This window comes from Yinghuangia seranimata (assembly GCF_029953285.1).
Classification (GTDB): domain Bacteria; phylum Actinomycetota; class Actinomycetes; order Streptomycetales; family Streptomycetaceae; genus Yinghuangia; species Yinghuangia seranimata.
In genome coordinates, this window is the sequence record NZ_JASAOI010000055.1 from 106,553 (window position 1) to 125,658 (window position 19,106).

9 protein-coding genes are annotated in these 19,106 nt (G+C 72.6%); 1 reads left to right on the top strand and 8 read right to left on the bottom strand.

Going from position 1 to position 19,106, the window contains the following annotated elements:
- Nucleotides 1-3: 3 nt before the first annotated feature.
- The 7 genes from QI554_RS32825 to QI554_RS32855 form a co-directional block, all read right to left on the bottom strand.
- A complete protein-coding gene (locus QI554_RS32825) occupies nucleotides 4-1,434 on the bottom strand; it encodes a nitrosuccinate lyase (RefSeq protein ID WP_281475308.1) in 1,431 nt (476 codons plus the stop codon).
- 121 nt (nucleotides 1,435-1,555) lie between these two features.
- The gene (locus QI554_RS32830) at nucleotides 1,556-3,508 is read right to left on the bottom strand and encodes an FAD/NAD(P)-binding protein (RefSeq protein WP_281475309.1); all 1,953 of its coding nucleotides are present in this window, start codon (nucleotides 3,506-3,508) and stop codon (nucleotides 1,556-1,558) included.
- Complete coding sequence (locus QI554_RS32835; RefSeq protein ID WP_281475310.1) at nucleotides 3,505-5,685, bottom strand: MMPL family transporter; 2,181 nt, start codon at nucleotides 5,683-5,685, stop codon at nucleotides 3,505-3,507. Before QI554_RS32835 ends, QI554_RS32830 begins: the two co-directional genes overlap by 4 nt.
- A 3-nt stretch (nucleotides 5,686-5,688) precedes the next feature.
- Nucleotides 5,689-7,404 carry an AMP-binding protein gene (locus tag QI554_RS32840; protein ID WP_281475311.1) on the bottom strand — a complete coding sequence of 572 codons (1,716 nt, stop codon included), beginning with the start codon at nucleotides 7,402-7,404 and terminating at the stop codon, nucleotides 5,689-5,691.
- Nucleotides 7,405-7,445: 41 nt separating this feature from the next.
- On the bottom strand, nucleotides 7,446-8,432 hold the full coding sequence (locus QI554_RS32845) for a ferritin family protein (RefSeq protein ID WP_281475312.1): 987 nt from the start codon (nucleotides 8,430-8,432) through the stop codon (nucleotides 7,446-7,448).
- 89 nt (nucleotides 8,433-8,521) lie between these two features.
- Entirely contained in the window at nucleotides 8,522-9,661 is a 1,140-nt protein-coding gene (locus QI554_RS32850; RefSeq protein WP_281475313.1) for an acyl-CoA dehydrogenase family protein, read from the bottom strand.
- Between the two features lie 59 nt (nucleotides 9,662-9,720).
- A complete protein-coding gene (locus tag QI554_RS32855) occupies nucleotides 9,721-11,394 on the bottom strand; it encodes a long-chain-fatty-acid--CoA ligase (protein ID WP_281475314.1) in 1,674 nt (557 codons plus the stop codon).
- A gap of 174 nt (nucleotides 11,395-11,568) precedes the next feature.
- Between QI554_RS32855 and QI554_RS32860 the strand changes: the two genes are divergently transcribed.
- Entirely contained in the window at nucleotides 11,569-17,433 is a 5,865-nt protein-coding gene (locus QI554_RS32860; protein ID WP_281475315.1) for a type I polyketide synthase, read from the top strand.
- A 352-nt stretch (nucleotides 17,434-17,785) separates the two neighbouring features.
- Here the strand turns inward: QI554_RS32860 and QI554_RS32865 are convergent, their stop codons facing one another.
- Nucleotides 17,786-18,772 (bottom strand): hypothetical protein, encoded by a 987-nt coding sequence (locus QI554_RS32865; RefSeq protein WP_281475316.1) that lies wholly within the window; start codon nucleotides 18,770-18,772, stop codon nucleotides 17,786-17,788.
- Nucleotides 18,773-19,106: the final 334 nt, after the last annotated feature.

Sequence of the window (19,106 nt, forward strand, 5' to 3'; positions counted from 1 at the left end):
GCGTCACGGCTCGGCGCGTAGCGCGCGGTCGACGAGCGTCGCGGCGGCACCGGTGTAGGTGCGCGGATCGCACAGGGCGGCCAGGTCGGTGGGGGCGATCTGACCGTCGAGCTCAGGAGCGTCGGCGAGGACGTCGCCGAGTGGGCGGCCGGTCGCGGCCGCCCGCTCGGACGCCTGCGTCAGCAGCCGCTTGGCGGCGGCCTTCCCGAGCAGCGGGGCGAGCCGCGCCGCGAGGCGCTCCGACACCATCGCGCCGCGCGTCAGGTCGAGGTTGGCCGCCATCCGGTCGGCGTGCACCGTGAGCCCTTCGGCGAGTTCGGCCGCGGTGTGCGCCGCGCCGCCGGCCAGGCGCAGGCACTCCCGCAGCGGCAGCCATTCGGACTGCCAGCCACCGCCCGAACGTTCGTCCTCGGCGAGCAGGGACTGCGTCAATACGGACGCGAACGCCGGGACCTGCAGGGCGGCGCTGCGGATCATCGCGGCCAGCACCGGGTTCCGCTTGTGCGGCATCGCCGACGAGCCGCCTCGTCCGACCGGCCCCGGTTCGGCGACCTCGCCGATCTCGGTGCGCGCGAGCACCTGTACGTCGACGGCGAACTTGCCCAGCGCGCCAGTGGTGAACGCGGTCGCGGCGGCCAGGTCGGCCATCGGCGCACGGAGCGTATGCCACGGCAGCCGGGGCTGCGCCAGCCCGGTCTCCTCGGCGAACGCGGCGGCCAGCCGGACCGGGTAGCCCTCCGGATCGGGGTCGCCGGGGTGGTCCACGTGGGCGAACTCGAGGTACCCGGACAGGGTTCCGGCCGCGCCGCCGAGCGAGACGGGCAGTCCTTCGTCGTGGACCAGCGCCAGCCGCCGGTCCGCCGCGAGCACGAGTTCGCGCCAGCCCGCGGCCTTGAGACCGAACGTCGTCGGCACCGCGTGCAGGACGAGGGTCCGCCCCGGCATCGCCGTGTCACGGTGCCGCGCGGCGAGGACGCCCAACGCCTCGGCGGTACGCCCGAGATCGGCGCGGATCAGGGCGAGCGCGCGGCGGGCGACCAGCATGGCGCCGGTGTCGAAGACGTCCTGGCTGGTCGACCCCCGGTGCACGTACTCGGCGGCGACCGGGTCCTGCGCCGCGACGGCCTCGGTGAGCGCCCGAACCAGCGCGACGACCGGGTTCGCGGTCTCCCGCGCCGCCAACGCGACGGCCCGCAGGTCGAGTTCGCCCCCGCCGGCAACGGCCGTGATGGTCTCGGCCGCGGCCTTGGGCACCACCCCGAGCCGCGCCTGCGCCCGCGCGAGCGCCGCCTCGGCCTCCAACATCGCCCCGAGCCAGGCCCGGTCGCAGACCGCGGCCTCGACGGGTGTCCCGGCCCGGACGGGCGAGAGCAACCCCGCGTCGAGTTGGACGCTGTGATCGGAGAAATCGGCGTAGCCGTCGAAGAGTGTCATCAGCCTGCCTCCGGCGAACGGTGCGATCGAGCGCTGAGCGCGGGAGCGTGAGCAGGTGCGCGCGAGTGCGTGAGGGTTCGGGCACCGGGTTCCGCCGGTAGCGCGCCACCGCCTGTCGTTCTCACACGATCACCTCCAGCGGTCTGGCCTCCTCCGTCGCGTCCGTCGGTTCGGGGAGGCGCAGTACCGAGCGGGCTATCGCGTCCGAGTCGGCCAGGGCGACCGAATCGACGCCGGGGCGGATGCCCGCCGCCGTGACCCAGTGCACCGACTCGGTCGGGACGCCGTACGCGAACCGGCGCGGATGCGGCCTTCCGTGGCCGTCGACCAGGCGGTTCGGGCGGGGTGTCACGGCCAGGCCGCCGGTCTCGTAGGGCGGGGCGTCTGCGGACGGGACGCGGTACGTCGCGGCCTGGCCGGTGCCCAACAAATACTGCAACAGCGGGTCGGAGGTGCACCGGATGTCCGGTTCCGGCAGCCGGGCCTCGATCAGCGCCTTGGCGCGCACCGGCGGCCCCGGCACCAGCGGGCTGGTCGCGACGAACGCGGCCGCCTCGGTGTCGACGCGGATCTCCGGTTCGGGCCCGATGAGTTCGAGCACGCCGGCCTCGACCAGCGCGATCATCTCCTCGATCCTGGAGATCGGCGGCCCGATGGACAGAAAGGCGTTCAGCGGCGTGTACCAGCGCTGCAACTCGTCGCGGTGCGAGGCCCCTTCGAGACCCGCGTGGTCCACCACGAGCCGCACTTCGTTGCGCAGGTCGCGCAGGACGTCGACGGCGGCCTTGAGCGGGTTGCCGACGTTCCCGCCCTCGGCCTCGCGCACGTCGCGCCTCAGGTACGCGAGCAGCCACGTCCGGAAGTCGCCCCGGTCGGCGAACTCCCGTTCACGCCAGGGGTGGGCGAGCCGCTGCCAGTCCCACCGTTCGTCGGTGCCGACACCGAACTTGTCGAGCAGGAGACCGTGTTCGTCCGGGCCTCGGGCGGCGAGGTAGCGGGTGCCCAGCTCCTCCGCCGCGTCCGCACGCCCTCTCCCGCGCAGCAGTGTCTCGTAGTACACCGCCTCCACCTCGCGGGCGACCAGCGGCCACACATCGGTCCCGAACCGCACCCACTCCCCCGCCGCGGAGCGTTCCCGCAGCCGGGCGGCGTGGTCGGCGGTGAGCAGGCGCGGGCTGTACCGCCCGTACGGCCCCTTCTCGTTGCGCCCGCGTGCGTGGTACGGGATGCCGCGCCGCGACGTCGCGTACAACCGCGGCTCGTAGCCCGACGGGCGGTACCGCAGCCGCCCGTGCTCCCGAGTAAACGTTCCGCCGCGTCCGGCGGTGAGCAGCGCCATGAAGTCGAAGAACCCGAGCCCCAGTCCGCGCAGCAGCACTCCGCCGCCGGGCGCGACGGCGCCGAGGTCGAGGTCGGCGGGGTTCGCCGGCGTCAGATAGACGAGCCCGTGCGTGTCGGCGAGGGTGAGGTTGCGCCGCTCGCGGTGGGTCGGCCACGACGGCACGTGTCCTTGCGCGAGCACGACGGCGTCCAGGCCTCCGAGCCAGCCGCCTTGACGGAGCCTCACGCGCTGGGTGTCGCGTCCGCCGAGGGCGACCGCGAGGGTGCGGTGCACGGTGACGGTGACGTGCGTGGGCGCGTCGGCGACGATGCGGTGGAACATCGCGCGCAGGTAGTCCCCGTAGAGCGCACGCGTCGGATAGGTGTCGGGACCCAGGTCGCGGGCTTCGGCGGTGGTCTCGTCGGTGTAGCCGTAGCCGCCGCCCACCGCCGCGACGCCGCGCGCCCACTCGTACAGGCTGGGCCCGGGCTCGATCGGGCCCTCGATGCGCGAGCTCGCGTCGGTGAACACGGTGATCTGCGACGCGACCGTGTTCATCAGCAGCAGCCGCGACTGGTCGGGCCGCCACACCGCGCCCGCGCCCGGGTCGTACGGGTCGATCAGGTGCACGCTGACTGCGGTGTGCCTGCGCTCGGAGCGCTCGTTCGCGCACAGGCGTTCCAGGACGGACAGCCCGCGCGGGCCCGCTCCGATGATGGCGATGCTCTTGCGGGCGGGTGATGCGTTGGTCACGGGGGCGACTCCTGGAAGCTGCCCTGCTGCCGCGGGAGTTCGGGTGCGCCCGCGTCGCCGCCCTCGCGGACGCCCCAACGGGCGTACCAGGGCCGGGCGAAGCGCGGCGCCCACCAGTTGGCGTCGCCGAGCAGGCGCATCGTGGCGGGCACGAGCAGGACGCGGATGACCGTGGCGTCGATGACGATGGCGGTGGCCAGGCCGACGCCGATGATCTTGACGATGAGCACCTGCGAGGTCGCGAACGCGCCGATGACGACGACGAGCAGCAGCGCCGCGGTGGTGATGATGCGTCCGCTGCGCTGCACGCCGACCGCGACGGCCTCGCGGTTGTCGCCGGTCAGGTCGTACTGCTCGCGCACGCGGGAGAGCAGGAAGACCGAGTAGTCCATCGACAGCGCGAACGCGACCGCCAGGATGAGGATCAGCTGGACGACGTCGATGGTGCCGGTCGGCGTGAAGTCGAGCACACCCTCCAGGTGCCCTTCCTGGAAGAGGAACACCACGACCCCGAAGGCGGCCAGCAGCGTCACCGCGTTCATCAGGATCGCGTTGACCGGCAGCACGACCGACCCGAACGAGAAGAACAGCAGCACGAACGTCGCCAGCACCATCACCAGCAGCATGTACGGCAGCCGCGCGCCCAGCATGTCGAGCAGGTCCGCGAAGACCGCCGTGTTGCCGCCCACGAGCGCCGTCCCGCCGGGCGGGGGCGGCAGAGCGCGCAGGCCGGCCACGACGTCGCGCCCGTGCCCGGAGATCGGCTCGCCGGTGAACCGGACGTCGACCTTCGCGCTGTTGCCCTTGACGCCGGTGACCTCGGCGCCGACCACGCCCGGCACCTTCTCGGCGCGCTGCACATAGTCGCCGAGCGCGGCCCGGCCCTCCGGGGACTCGGCCGCGACCGGCAACGTGACGGCCACCTGCACCGGGTTCGTGGCGTTGCGGGTGAACTCGCGGTCGAGGACGTCCTGCGCCTGGCGGCTGTGCGCGCTGGTGGGCAGCACGCGCGAGTCGAGCCAGCCGTACGACACCTTCAGGTACGGCAGTCCGAGCAGCACCAGCACGACGAGCACGCCGAACGCGACCGGCACCGGACGGCGCATCACCGCGCGGGCGATCCGCTCCCACCAGCCGGTGCGCCCCGGGTCGGCGGGCTTGCGGCCCTTCCACGCCGCAGCGCGCGGGCCCAGCACGGCCAGCAGCGCCGGCATCACGGTGAGCGAGAACAGCACGGCGAGCAGCACGGCGGCGATGCCGCCGAGCCCGAGCGAGCGCAGGAAGGTCTGCGGGAACACGAACAGGCTGGACAGCGCGACCGCGACGGTGACGGCCGAGACGGCGATGGTGCGCCCCGCGGTCACCATCGTCTTGCACAGCGCGTCGGGCACGTCCACGCCGGCGGCCATCTCCTCGCGGAACCGGCTCACCACGAACAGGCTGTAGTCGATGGCCAGTCCGAGGCCGAGCAGGGTGACGATGTTGACCGCGAACACGGACACGTCGAACAGCAGCGCCATCACGCGCAGTACCGCGAGCGAGCCGACGATGGCCAGCACGCCGATGACCACCGGCAGCGCGGCGGCGCGCACGTTGCGGAAGATGAGGATCAGCAGCACGAACAGCACCGGCAGTGCCAGGGCTTCGGCCTTGCCGAGGTCCTCCTTGCTCTGCGTGTTGACCTCGTCGAACAGCGCGGCGGGGCCGCCGACCGTCACCTGGAGGTCGGGCGAGGCCAGCCTGTCGTGGATCTTGGTGTAGTTGTCGGTGCGGGCCGCCTCGTCGTCGCCGGCCACCTGGATCGCCGCGAACGTGGTGTGCCGGTCGGCGTTCACCAGGTCCTGGCGGTGGGTGGTCCAGTACGCCGTGACGGCGCGCACCCGGTCGGCGGGCAGGCCCGCCAGGAGCCGCTGGGCCGCCTGTTCGTAGGGCGCCTCGTCGACCGTCCAGCGGTCGCTGTGGAAGACGACCACGACGTCGGCGTCCGCCGAACCGCCGATCGCCCGGCGCTGCTCGGCGGCGCGCGAGCTCTCGCTCTTCGCGTAGGTGAAGCCGGTGCCGGTCAGGTGGTCGAACACCGTCGACCCGAACAGCCCGGCGAGGGCGGCGAAGAGGACCGCGGCGGCGACGATCCACCGGCGGCGGCGGTAGGCGAGGCGACCCAGCGGCTCCAGCATCCGTCAGGTCCAGCGTCCGATGCCGATGCCCTTTGCGCCGAGCAGGTTCTCGCGCAGCAGCAGGCGGCGGATCTTCCACGTGCCGGTGCGCGGGAACTCCTCCCAGGCGATCTGCACGAGCGGTGCCAGCTTCGGCAGGTCCGCGGTGGCGTCGGCCCATTCGCCCGGGTCCAGCGGAACGTTGTCCTGGGTGCTGACCACCGGCACGGGCAGCCCGTCGGCCTGCGGCAGGACCACCACTTCGGTGGTCTGGGGCAGCCGGTCGAGCAGCACGTCCTCGATGGCGATGCCGCTGACCGCGTCGCCGTTGTCGATGCGGTCGACCTCGCGGTCGACCAGGCGCACCGCGCCGAGCCGGTTGATGATGCCGAGGTCCCCGGTGTTCCACCACTTGCCGACGACCTTGAGGTCGTGCCGGTCCTGTTCCTGGACGTAGGCGAGACAGCGCCCCGGCTGCGAGATCTCGATCAGGCCGACCGCGCCGTGCTTGACCTTCTCCCCCGTCGCCGGGTCCACCGCGCGCAGCCGCGCGTGCGGGAACAGCGGCCATCCGAGCAACTGGGTCGGGGGCGGGAGGACCCCGCGCTTCCGGACCATGGCGCGGATGTAGGGCCGCATGACGAGTACTCCGTTCTCGCTCTGGCTCCACGACTGAATCCACAGCGGGAGTCGAACTTCGGTGGCACTCATGAATATTCGGATCGTCCGAGTATGGATGGCGTCAAAGGAGTTCAGGAAGATGCGGACCTGGCGGAAGATGCGCGCGGGGTCGCGGGCGAGCGGCTCCCAGGCGAGGAAGATGTTCGGCAGCGCCTCGACGACGGTCGGCTTGTGCTCGACGATGAGCTCGCGCACGCGCGGCGAGAACGGGTCCGACAGCATCACCATGCGCGGCGTGATGGTCGCGATGGCCAGCATCATCGTGGTGAGCCGCTCATGGGTGAAGGGGTCGCAGAACACCATGGTGTCCTTGGCCTTGAGCCAGAACGGCCACCGGTCGCTCTCCACGACGCCCATCGAGTACACCGACTCGGGCGAGTGCATGACCAGCTTGGGGTAGCCGGTCGTGCCGGAGGTGTGCGTGATGATCTGCGGCTCGTGCATCTCGCGCATGCGGACGGGCGCGGGCGGTGCGCCGCGGAACGACGCGAGGGCCTCGATGTCGGGACGGTCCTCGATGCCGTCGACGCCGTCGACGCTGATCGTTTTGACGGTGAGGCCTTCGACGACCTCCTTGGTGATGCCGCACTTGTCGATGTGCGCGCGGTCGGTGAGCAGGAACGGCTTCTCGAGGCGGGTCAGCAGGATCTGCACGGTCTCCGCGTCGTACGTGCCGGACAGCATGCACGGGATCGCGCCGAGCCGGGCGATCGCGCTGCCCAGCACGCAGATGTCGAAGTGGTTGGTCTTCATCACCGCGACCCGGTCCCAGCCGCGCACGCCGGCCGCGTACAGCCACGCGGCGGCCTGGTCGACGAGTTCGGCCCACTGCACGAACGTGCGGGTGGTGGCGCCGTCCGGGTCGATGTCGGGGGCGCGGTCGACGATGAGGAGCTGGCCCGGGTTGCGCTGGGCGCACACGTGCCACACGTCGCCGAGCTTGGCGACGGCCGGCTTGCGGGACAGCGGGCGCAGCCGCTTGGTGTACATGGTGGGTGTGAACTCGGTGAGGAAGCGCGGTATCGGCCGCGGTTCCTCCGTTCCGTTGGGGAGGGTCATGTCGCGCGTCCTTCGGATGTCAGGCTGGCCGTGGACGAGGGTCAGGTGAGGGCCGCGGCGAGCCCCATGTCGGTGAGCCGCGACTCGTGGATGCGGGCGGTCATCTCGAAGGTCTTGCCGATCCTCTCCTCGGGCGTGCTGTCGAGGAGCTTGTGGCCCGGCCAGATCTCGTAGTCGGCCAGCAGGTCGGCGTGCTGCGCGATGCCCTCCTGGTACAGCGCCTCCCAGCCGGACAGCTGCTCGATGACCGGGAGTTCGTAGAACAGGTGCATGCCGTTGCGGACGATCTCGACGAGCCGGTCGGTGTCCTTGGGGTGCTGTTCGAGGTGGGCGCGGACGAGGGAGCTGCCGACCGCGAGGTGGCGCACCTCGTCGATGCCGGCGCCCTTCTGGATGTCGGCCATCACCGGGTCGAGCGGCCGCCACTTGCGCTCGCTCTGCTCGAACGACGGGGCGAGCACGCCCTCGACGAGCGTGGTCAGCAGCACGACGGCGCCGATGAAGTCGTGCTCGTCGCGGATGATCGGCAGGACGTAGTTCTCCAGCGGGGTGAGGATGCGCTGCCGGTCGTCGCCGACGAGTTCGTCGATGACGTCCTGGACGGTGTCCGGGGTCGCGGCGCCGAGGCCGACCAGGTGGCGGCGGAAGATCATCGCGTGACGGGTCTCGTCGATGAGCTGGGTGGCGTAGAACTCCATGCAGGCGAGGTTCGGCGCGTCCAGCACCAGGTAGGACAGCGACGCCGCGGCGCGCTCCTCGGCGAGCGTGCGGAACGCCACCTCGCGGATCAGCGCCTCGTGCAACGGGCCCTCGTCCAGGACGAGTTGCGGGGTGACCACGTCGGGGGCGTGGCCCAGGACGTTGCCGCGCAGCGTGCCCTGCGGCACGTTGTCGAACCAGTACTCGATACCGCACTGCTCGGCGGACAGGACCAGCCCGTCGCCGCCGTCGAACAGCGCCTTGGCGGTGTCCCAGTCCGCCTCGGGGGCGATCGCCCGGCGGGGGGCCGGTCCGGTGGAGTCGGTCATCGCTCGTTCCTCTCAGCTGATGCCGTGGGTGTGGGGGTCGCGGGTGGGGACGGCGTGCGGAGGGCGGTGCGGGTCGGGTGCGTGCGCGGTCATCCGACGAGGACCGGGCCGCTGCCTTCCAGGTAGTCGAGCAGCGACGCCTCGGTCTTCGACCGGGACGGCGGGTGGAAGCCCAGGCAGTGGTAGGCGCCGGCGTAGTAGGCGACCTCGTCGCCGCCGATGAAGGCCATGCCGCCGAGGAGTTCGATGGCCTTGGCGGCCGCGTCGTTGATGGCGTCCTGCGCGGCGTAGCGGGCGATGAGGACTTCGGCGAGCGCGTCGTTGCTCGACGCCTGCTCGTCGATCCGGCGCGCGACACCTTCCAGCAGCAGCGTCGCGGTCTCGAGGCGGCAGCCGATCGCCGAACGGTCCGACGCCGAGCCGCGCTTCTCGGTCATGGCGCGCTCGGCGAGAGTGCTCGCCGCACCCAAGTAGCCTGCGGAGATGAGGAGTTCGAACCACAGGAAGCCGAGCGTCTGCAACTCGTCGAGGCCGTCGCCTTCGCGGGCCTCTGTGCGCATGACCAGCTGCTCCTCGACGTGGACGTCCTCGAGCCGCACCTCGTCGCTCTCGGCGCCCGCGAGGACGCGGCTGGACCAGAACGGGTGGACGCTGACGCCGGGTTGCGTGGCCGGGATGAGCAGGAAGGCCAGCTCGGGCTCGCCGTCCTTGCCCGGCACGGTGAGCGCGGCCGTCAGCAGGTCCATGGACGTCGCGAGGCTGCACGGCTTCTTGGCGCCGTTGACCAGGTAGCCGCCCTCGGCCGGCACCGCGGTCATGGAGGGCGACAGGATGCCCTGGCCGGTCCGGCCCTCGGCGAAGCCTGAGGCCACCAGCAGGTTCTCCTTGGCGACGGCTTCGAGCAGCGCCCATTCGAGGCCCGAGCTCTTGAGGCTGTCGGCCAGGGTGAACAGGGTCGCGACGGAGAAGTGGTGCATCGTCGAGGCGACGGCGAGGGACGGCGAGGCCGCGCCGATCGCGCGCAGCACGCGCATCGCGTCGAGCGGGCCGGCGCCGAGGCCGCCGTACTCGGTGGGGATGACCAGCGCGGGGCCGCGGCCGGCCCGGAACAGGCCGATGACCGGGCTGCCCGGCGCCTCGCGCTCGGCCAGCGGCACGCGCGCGATCTTGTCGAGGAGGCCCGGAAGGTACGACTCGCAGGTCTCGCGCGCGTGGTCGAGGGATCGCATGGGAGAGGCCTCCTGAGGGCTCAGGACGTCGGTGGCTGACGAGGGTCGGGCGCGGTGCCTCAGAGCAGGTCGCGGGCCGCCGACCGGCGCAGCTTGCCGGACGGGGTCTTGGGCAGGCTGTTCGGCGCCATCACCACGACCCGCGCGGGGCGCACCCCGATGTCGGCGAGCACCCGCGCGCTGACGGCGTCGCGGATCGCGTCCTCGACCGCCGCGTCGCCGTGCCCGCGGGACTCGACCAGCAGCGCGAAGGACTCCTGCGCGATGCCGCCGACGCCGTCGGCCGCGACGCGTACCGCGATCGCGTTGCCGGTGCGGACTCCGTCGACCGCGCCCGCCGAGCGCTCGATGTCCGTCGGGAAGATGTTGCGGCCGCCCATGATGATCACGTCCTTGCGGCGGCCGCACACGACGATCTGGCCGTCCACGAGGTAGCCCTCGTCGCCCATGTCGAGCCAGCCGTCCTCGTCCTGCGCCGGCACGACGCCGTCGGCGGTCGCGTACGCGGCGGCCACCGACGGGCCGCGCAGCTGCAGCGTGCCGATCGCCCGGTCGCCGAGCACCTGGCCCTTGTCGTCCACGACACGGACCTGGACGTGGTCGAGGGTGCGGCCGAGCAGCGGATAGCGGCGCACGTCGGCGCGGTCGGCGCCCGGCTTGGCCGGCACCGCGCGGCGGTCGCGTTCCAGGGCGGTGGCGTCCACCACGTCCACCTCCATGGGCGCGCGCAGGTCGCCGATGGTGATGAGCACGCAGTTCTCGGCGGCGCCGTAGACGCAGTTGACCGCCTCGGGCGGAAGCCCGAAGCGGGCCCCGGCACTCGCGAGCGCGTGCATGGCGTCGGGGTCGGTGGGCTCGCCGCCGTTGCCCATGAGCCGCACCCGGTGCAGGTCGTAGGCGCCGTCCTCGGCGGCGGACAGCTGGCGGGCCATCAGCGCGTACGCGAAGTTCGGCGCCGCGGTGATGGTGCCGCGGTGCTTGCTCAGCAGGCCGGGCCAGATGCCCGGGTACATCAGGAACTCGGTCGGCGTGACGGCGACCATCTCGATGCCCGCGAACATCGAGCCGCACAGGCAGCCGACCATGCCCATGTCGTGGAACATCGGCACCCACGAGACCAGGACGTCGGGCTCGCCGTTCGGGCCGCCCGAGCCGAACTCCGCGTTCACGCACAGGTCGGTGAGGTTCGCGAACAGGTTGCCGTGCGTGACCCGCACCGCCTTGGGCTCGGCGGTCGAACCGCTGGTGAGCTGGAGCAACGCGACGTCGGCCTCGCCGGTCTCGACGACCTGGAAGTCGTCGGCTCCGTCGCCCACTTCGAGGCCGGCGATGGAGCGTGAGGCGACGCCGCCGGCGGTCAGCACGGCGGTCAGGTCCTCGTACGGGCGTCCGAGCAGCACCAGGTCGGCGGCGACCGTGCGCAGCGACTCGAACGTCGACGCGTGCCATATCTCGGGACTGGTGCGACGCCCCGGCTCGTGCAGCATCGTCACACTGCCGCCGGCCAGCCACACGGCCTGCGCGGCCGGCACGATCTGCCGCAACTCGGCGGCCAGGACGGCGACCGAGTCGCCGGGCCGCAGTCCGCCGGCGACCAGCTCCGCGGCCATGCCGCGGGCCTGCCGGTGGATCTCCCCCCACGTCAGCCGCACGGGCTCGTGCGGCTCTCCCAGCGTCAGCCCCGTCGCCTTCTCGGCCGCGTTTCCGACGACGGTGTCGATGAACCTGCTCACGGACACGCCCTCCCCGAACTCTGTGTCGGAGACGGAACCTACCGCCCGAATCCACGCGATCATCCATCTATTGGTCACCGCTCGCTCTCGCCGCGGATGGGGGCGATCGGTTACCGGAGCGTGGATGCGCGGCACCCGCTTGTCGGTAGCTTCCCCGCGGGGGTGGTGACGGCCATGAACTCGGGAAACCCGCAGGACAATCCGGCTGGAACGGTACAGGCCGCCGGTGTGCGCGGCCGGTGGAGCACGGTCGCGGAGGTGGAGCGCGGACCGCTCCTGCTGCGCGCGGTGCGCGCCAACGCGGCGGCGGTGCTGGGTCGTTCGGGCCCGGAGGAGATCGCTCCGGAACGGACGTTCGAGGAGCACGGCTTCGACTCGCTGGCCGCCCTGGAGTTCGCGGAGGCGCTGGGCGGCGAGCTCGGCGTACCGCTGGCGGCGACCCTCGTCTTCGACTATCCGACACCCGCGTCGCTTGCGGAACACCTGCTGGGCGTGGTGTGGGGCGCGGACGACATGTCCTCCCGGGAGGACGGGTTCGCTGGAACCGCGACCGCGTCCGAGCCTTCCGCAGCGGACCGCGGCGCCGCCTCGGCGACGTCCCGCGACCCGATCGCGATCGTCGCCATGGCGTGCCGCCTCCCCGGAGGCGTCGAATCCCCCGAGGACTTCTGGACGTTGCTGGCCGAGGGCCGCGACGCGATCGGCCCGTTCCCGCGCGACCGGGGGTGGGACGAGGCAGAGCTCTTCGCCCCGGGAGTAGACGGCGTCCCGCGCTCGGCCGTCGGGGTCGGCGGATTCCTCGGCTCCGCGGCCGCGTTCGACGCCGACTTCTTCCGGCTGTCACCGCGCGAGGCGGTCACCATGGACCCGCAGCAGCGCCTGCTGCTCGAGGTCTCGTGGGAGGTCCTGGAACGGGCCGGTATCGCCCCGGACACGCTGCGCGGCAGCCGTACCGGGGTGTTCACCGGTGTCGTCCAGAGCGACTACGCGGTGCGCGCCGACGACGCGCCCGAGGAGCTGTGGGGGCACCTGATGACCGGCAACTCGTCCAGCCTGCTGAGCGGACGGGTGGCGTACACGCTCGGCCTGGAGGGGCCGGTGCTGTCCGTGGACACGGCGTGCTCGTCGTCGCTGGTGGCGCTGCACCTGGCGGCCGGCGCGCTGCACAACGGCGAGTGCGACCTGGCGCTGGTCGGGGGCGTGACGGTGATGGCCTCCCCGGTCGTGTTCACCGAGTTCAGCCGGCAGCAGGGGCTGGCGCCCGACGGACGCTGCAAGTCGTTCGCGGCGGCCGCCGACGGCACGGCGTGGTCGGAGGGCGTCGGCGTCGTGCTGTGCGAACGGCTGTCGGACGCACGGCGCAACGGACACCGCGTGCTGGCCGTCGTGCGCGGCGGCGCCGTCAACCACGACGGCGCGTCCAACGGGCTCACTGCCCCCAACGGGCCCGCACAGCAACGGCTGATCGGCGCCGCGCTGGCCGACGCGGGGCTTACGCCGGACGACGTCGACGCGGTCGAGGCGCACGGCACCGGGACCAGACTCGGCGACCCGATCGAGGCCCAGGCGCTACTGGCCACGTACGGCGTCGGACGTGAACGGCCGTTGTGGCTCGGGTCGGTGAAGTCCAACATCGGGCACACACAGGCGGCCGCGGGCATCGCGGGGATCATCAAGACGGTGCTGGCACTCCGGCACGCGACGCTGCCTCGCACGCTGCACGTGGACTCCCCGTCGCCGGTGATCGACTGGTCGAGCGGGCCGGTCGAGCTGCTGACGGACGCGCGGGAATGGGCGCCGCGGGCGGGCCGGGTGCGGCGCGCGGCGGTGTCGTCGTTCGGGATCAGCGGGACGAACGCGCATGTGATCGTGGAGGAGGGCGACCCGGATCCTCTTCATGTCCCTTCGGGTTCGGCGCTCGACATCGGCGGCTTCCCGACGCCGTGGGTGCTTTCGGGTCGCACGCAGGCCGACCTGCGGGTGCAGGCGGCTTCACTGCACGCGCACCTGACGGCCGCTCCGGACGTCGACCCCCTGCGGGTGGGCGCGGCGTTGGCGACGACGCGGGCGGCGCTCGACCATCGGGCGGTGCTGACCGGCGGCACGCGTGACGAACTCATGTCCTCTCTCGGCTCGTTGGGGTCCCTGTCCACTCCTGCGAACGTCGTGGAAGGGGCGGCGACCGGCGGCCTGCTCGCATTCGCGTTCTCGGGCCAGGGCTCGCAGCGCGCCCGCATGGGCGCGGAACTTGCCGCCGCGTCGACGCGGTTCGCGGACGAGCTCGGGCGGATCGTCGACGCGCTGGACGTCCGGCTCGCGGCGCATGTGGAGGTCGCGCTCGGAGACGTCCTCGCCGCCGAGGCCGGCACGCCGTGGGCGGCGCTCCTGGACGAGACCGTGTACACACAGACGGGTCTGTTCGCGGTCGAGGTGGCGCTGTTCCGACTGCTCTCCGCATGCGGCGTGCGGCCCGACTACCTGATCGGGCACTCGATCGGCGAGCTCGCGGCGGCGCACGCGGCCGGCGTCCTGTCGCTGGACGACGCCTGCACGCTGGTGGTCGCCCGGGCCGCGCTGATGCAGAAACTCCCGGACGGCGGCGCGATGTTCGCGGTCGAGGCGAGCGAAGCTGAGATCCTGCGGGACGACCTTCCGGACGGGGTCGCGGTCGCGGGCGTCAACGGGCCCTCGTCCGTGGTGCTTTCGGGTCCCGAGGACGCCACCGCGTTCGCCGCCGCGACCTGGCGCGGACGCGGGCGGCGCACGAAGCGGCTCGCCGTCAACAGGGCCTTCCACTCCGCGCTGATGGACCCGATGCTGGCCGCCTTCGGCCGGGTCGCCGAACGGGTGACGTACGCGGCCCCGCGCATCCCGATCGTGTCCAACCTGACCGGCCGGCTCGCTGCTGCGGACGAACTGACCTCGCCCGCCTACTGGGTGCGGCATGTGCGCGAGTCCGTGCGGTTCGCCGACGGCGTCGCCTGGCTGCACGGGCAGGGCGTCACCGGCTACGTCGAACTCGGCCCGGGCGGCACGCTGGCCGCGATGATCGAGCGCTGTCTGGACGACCCGGCGGTGATGGTCACGCCCGCGCTGCGCACCGACCGCACCGAGCCCGAGGCAGCGATGACGGCGCTGGCCAGGGCACACGTCCACGGCGTGCGGGTGGACTGGCGCGCGGTGTTCGCGGGCGTGCACCCGGCCGACCTGCCGACGCGAACGTTCGCGCGGACGCCGTACTGGCTGCCGAAGCCGGCGCGCGCCGGCGACGTGGCGCAGGCCGGCCAGGACCGGGCCGAACACCCGCTGCTCGGCGCGGTCGTGGAGAACCCCGAGACCGGCGGCGTCATGCTCACCGGGGTCTTGTCTCTGGAGACCCACCCGTGGCTCGCCGACCACGCGGTCGCCGGGACGGTTGTCGTGCCGGGCACGGCGCTGGTCGAACTCGCCCTGCACGCGGCCGAGGTGGCGCGGTGCGAAGAGGTGGACGAACTGCTCGTACAGACGCCGTTGGTCCTGCCGGAAGACGGTCGGGTGCGGCTGCGCATCGTGGTCGGCAGTGCCGACGCGGAGGGGCACCGGTCGCTGGCGGTGTACGGACGCCCGGTGCTTGGCGGCGGCTCGGCACCCGCGGCCGATACGGAGAGCGCGTGGACATGCCACGCCGTCGGCCAACTCGCCGAGACAGACGGTGAATCGCCGGGACGGCTCGCGGTCTGGCCGCCGCCGGGGGCGGTCGCCGTGCCGACGGACGACCTGTACACGCGGCTGAGCGAGCGCGGCTACCGCTACGGACCGGCGTTCCAGGGCCTGCGCGCGGTGTGGGAACGCGGCGACGAGGTCTTCGCGGAGGTCGCCGTGCCGGATGAACTTCGCGACACGAATGCGAAGTTCGCGGTGCATCCGGCACTCCTCGACGCGGCTCTGCACGCCGTCGCTGCGACCACGAAGACGAGTGCCGAGGCGGGCGGTTCGGAGGCGGAGCACGAGCGGATCGTGCTGCCGTTCGCGTGGTCCGGCGTGCGGGTCACCCGCGGCGGCGCGGCCGCCCTGCGGGTGCGCTTCACCCGCCAGGCGGGGAGCGACCGGGTGGCCCTGACCGTCGCGGACGAACGCGGTCGGCCGGTCGCGGCGGTGCGGGAGCTGGCGTTCCTCCCGGTCTCCGTCGACCAGCTGCGCACGAACGCAAGCACCAGCGTCCGCAACACCCTGTTCCGGGTCGACTGGTCAACGTTCCCGGAAGAAGTGGCCGGCGCCACCGGATCCTTCACCGTCCTCCACGACGTCCCGGGGGTCTGGACCGAGTTCGGCATCCCGGTCGTCTCCCGCCTCGCCGACCTCGTGCCCGCCCCCGACACCGTCCTCGTCCCGCTCGCCGCCGACCCCGTCCACCTGAAGGACGGCGACGAGGCCGCGGCGGCGCGGGAGCTGGCGGGACGGGTGCTGCACCTCGTCCAGGAATGGCTCGCCGACGAGCGCTTCGCCGCGTCCCGCCTCGTGTTCCTGACCGGCGGCGCCGTCGCCTGCTCCCCCACCGACACCGTGACCGACCTCGCGGCCGCGACCGCGTGGGGACTGGTCCGCTCCGCGCAGTCCGAGCACCCGGGACGCTTCGGGCTCGTCGACGGCGACGGCACCGATCGGACGCTGCCACTCCTCGGGCGCGCACTGGCGTCGGGCGAGGCCCAACTGGCGATCCGTGCGGGCGTGGTGCTGGCCGCGCACCTCGTCCGGGCCGAACCCGCCACCGAAGCAGCGCCGTTCGATGTCTCCGGAACCGTTCTCCTGACCGGAGGAACGGGAGCCCTCGGACGGCTGGTCGCCCGGCACCTGGTGACCGCGCACGGCGTACGTCACGTACTCCTCGCGTCCCGACGCGGCCTCGCGGCCGAGGGCGCGGACGACCTGGTCGCCGAACTGACCGGGCTGGGGGCCGAAGTCGCAGTGGTGGCCGCCGACCTGACGCTGCGCCAGGAGGCCGCAGCGGTTCTGGAGTCGGTCCCGGCCGAGCATCCGCTGACCGCCGTCGTCCACCTCGCCGGAACCTTGGACGACGGCGTGGTGGAGTCCATGACCGACGAACGCCTGGAGGCCGTCCTCCGCCCCAAGGTCGACGCGGCCTGGCACCTCCACGAACTGACGGCCCATCTGCCGCTCGCCGCCTTCGTCCTGTTCTCCTCGACCGCAGGCGTGCTCGGTTCACCGGGCCAGGCCAACTACGCGGCGGCGAACACGTTCCTGGACGCCCTGGCGTACCGCCGCAGGGCGGCGGGGCTCCCGGGCACGTCCCTCGCATGGGGACTGTGGGACCTGGCCGGCGGCATGGCCGACCGCACAGGCGCGGCACTGGTCCGCAGGGCCCGCCTGTCCGGGCTGCTGCCCCTCCGGCCCGCCGAGGGCCTGGCACTCCTCGACGCGGCCCTGACCTCCAACGACCCCCTCCTCGTCCCCGTCCACATCGACCTGCCCACCCTCAACGACCAACCGCCGGGAGACGCCCTGCCCCTGCTCCGCGGCCTCGGCCGGCGCGACCCCGGCCGCTCCGCGGGCGCCGACAGCGGAGGCCTGCTGTCCGCCCTCGCCACGGCCTCGTCCGACGAGGCCGAGGAACTGGTGACCACCCTGGTCCGGGGGCACATCGCCACCGTCCTGGGCCACGCCTCCCCCGACGCGGTCGACCCAGCGCGCAGCCTCGTCGACCTCGGCTTCGACTCCCTCTCGTCCGTCGAACTCCGCAACCGCCTGTCGACCGCGACGGGCCTGCGCCTACCCGCGACCCTGGTCTTCGACCACCCAACGGGTCAGGCCCTGGCGGCCTACCTGAGGTCCGAACTGGCCCCCTCCGGCGCGTCGACCGCGATCGGCGTCCTGGAGGAACTCGAGGAACTGGAACGCTCCCTGTCCAAACTGAGCCTGGACACCGTCGCCCGCACCCGCCTCGCCGAGACGCTGGAACGCCTCCTGGACCACGTCTCCGACGGCACCGAGGCCCTCGACAAGATCGACACGGCCGCCCTCGACGACGACTACTTCGGCTGAGCAGGCCGCCCGCCACGACCCGGCAACCGGCGAGCCGACTCCGGCCGTCCCGCTGGTGGGTGGGCCTGTTCCGTTGCGGCGGGGACTGCGCCAGGCTGCGCCGTCCCGGGCCTGTATCGCTGTTGGCGGCCTCCCGCCCCTCCCGCTTTTGGATTTTCGCGCGGCCGGCCCGCGCGTCAAGCCGCGGTGATCCATCCACGGACAGGCGGCCTGTCCCGGGGCCGAGGGGGCGGCTTGACCCGCGTGCCGTCCGCGCTAACGACCTCGGCAACTAGCGGGAGGGGCGGGAGTGTGGCGCCGCTTTGCCCGGCTGCCGCTGCCCGCCCGCGGCCCCAGCGTGGTCGCCGAACCCTCAAGCCGACCGATGTTCGCCAGCCCCGCCATCGGAGCCCCGCACCTCCACATCCGGCAGTTCAGTGGGAGGGGCGGCGGTGCGCTGTCGAATCACCTGACGCAGATCCGCGATGAACCTGTCGGGATGCTCCCTGATCTCCAGTGGAGTGACCGCCACGACGACGATCCCCGCCGCTGTCATCCGCAGCCGCCGGCGCTCCGTCCGCGCCAGGTCCTCCGGCGAGGAGTGGTAGGCCCAGGAGTTGACTTCGAGTGCCACGCCGAGTTCTACCCAGTACGCGTCCGGACAGGCGAGGAACGTCCCGTCGGGGAGGTAGAGCCAGGCATTCCACACCGCCTTCGGCAGCCTGGCCGTCTCAACCACCCTCCGCGCCTCCGCCTCCGCCACCGACCGCGTCCCGGACCGCAGTTCCTCCATCGCCAGGTTCAATAGCCGCGTCCCCCGTTTCGGTGCCGCGACGAGCTCTTCCTCAAGCTCGCCGACACCCACGCGCCGCCCCTGCACCACCTGAGCGACGAGCCCGACCACATCCTGTTCCCGCTCGATGTGGCGGCAGGTATCGACCACCGCTCGCGCCAACCTCACCACCCGCACCCCACCGATCGTCAGGGCCCGCCCGTCGCGCGTCGTCTGCACGACCCGCAGCCACGAAGGCAGTGACCGCGGTCGGCGACGACGCGGGATCACCACCAGGATGAACGGCAGCGGGGGAACGCGGGCAAGCGCGTACCTTTCCAATGCATCCCGCCCTGACAGGACGGCACCGTCCCCGCAGTAGAGCAGCGCAGCCCTGATGCGCTGTTCCCGCGTCGGCGCCGCCCGTGAAGTCAGTGCCACGCTGGGCAGGATCGCCGACCAACGGCCGCCCTTCGCGCACCATTGGCTGAATGTGCGGCTTGGCACACCGCACCGCTGTGCCTGCGCCCGCGTCACGATGCCGGATTGGCGCCGCACGATCTCATCAAGATCACCGCTATTACCCATGCGGGTATATTGGGCGTATTTACCCCTCCGAGGCGCCGCTGCGCCTGGAGCCTGTGGACAACTCTCGGCGGACGCCGTCCGCGTCTTCGGATCCTCCAAGATCATGTGTCGGATCGGGCAAGATCTTGAAATCGTCGAAGCGGCGCCCGGCGCCCACCACGCGGGAACCGCAGGGCGGCATGGAGGATCGCACCGCTCATCCGGCGACCACGCTGGGGCCGCGGGCGGGCAGCGGCAGCCGGGCAAAGCGGCGCCACACTCCCCGCCCCTGCCGCTAGTTGCCGAGGTCGTTAGCGCGGACGGCACGCGGGTCAAGCCGCCCCCTCGGCCCCGG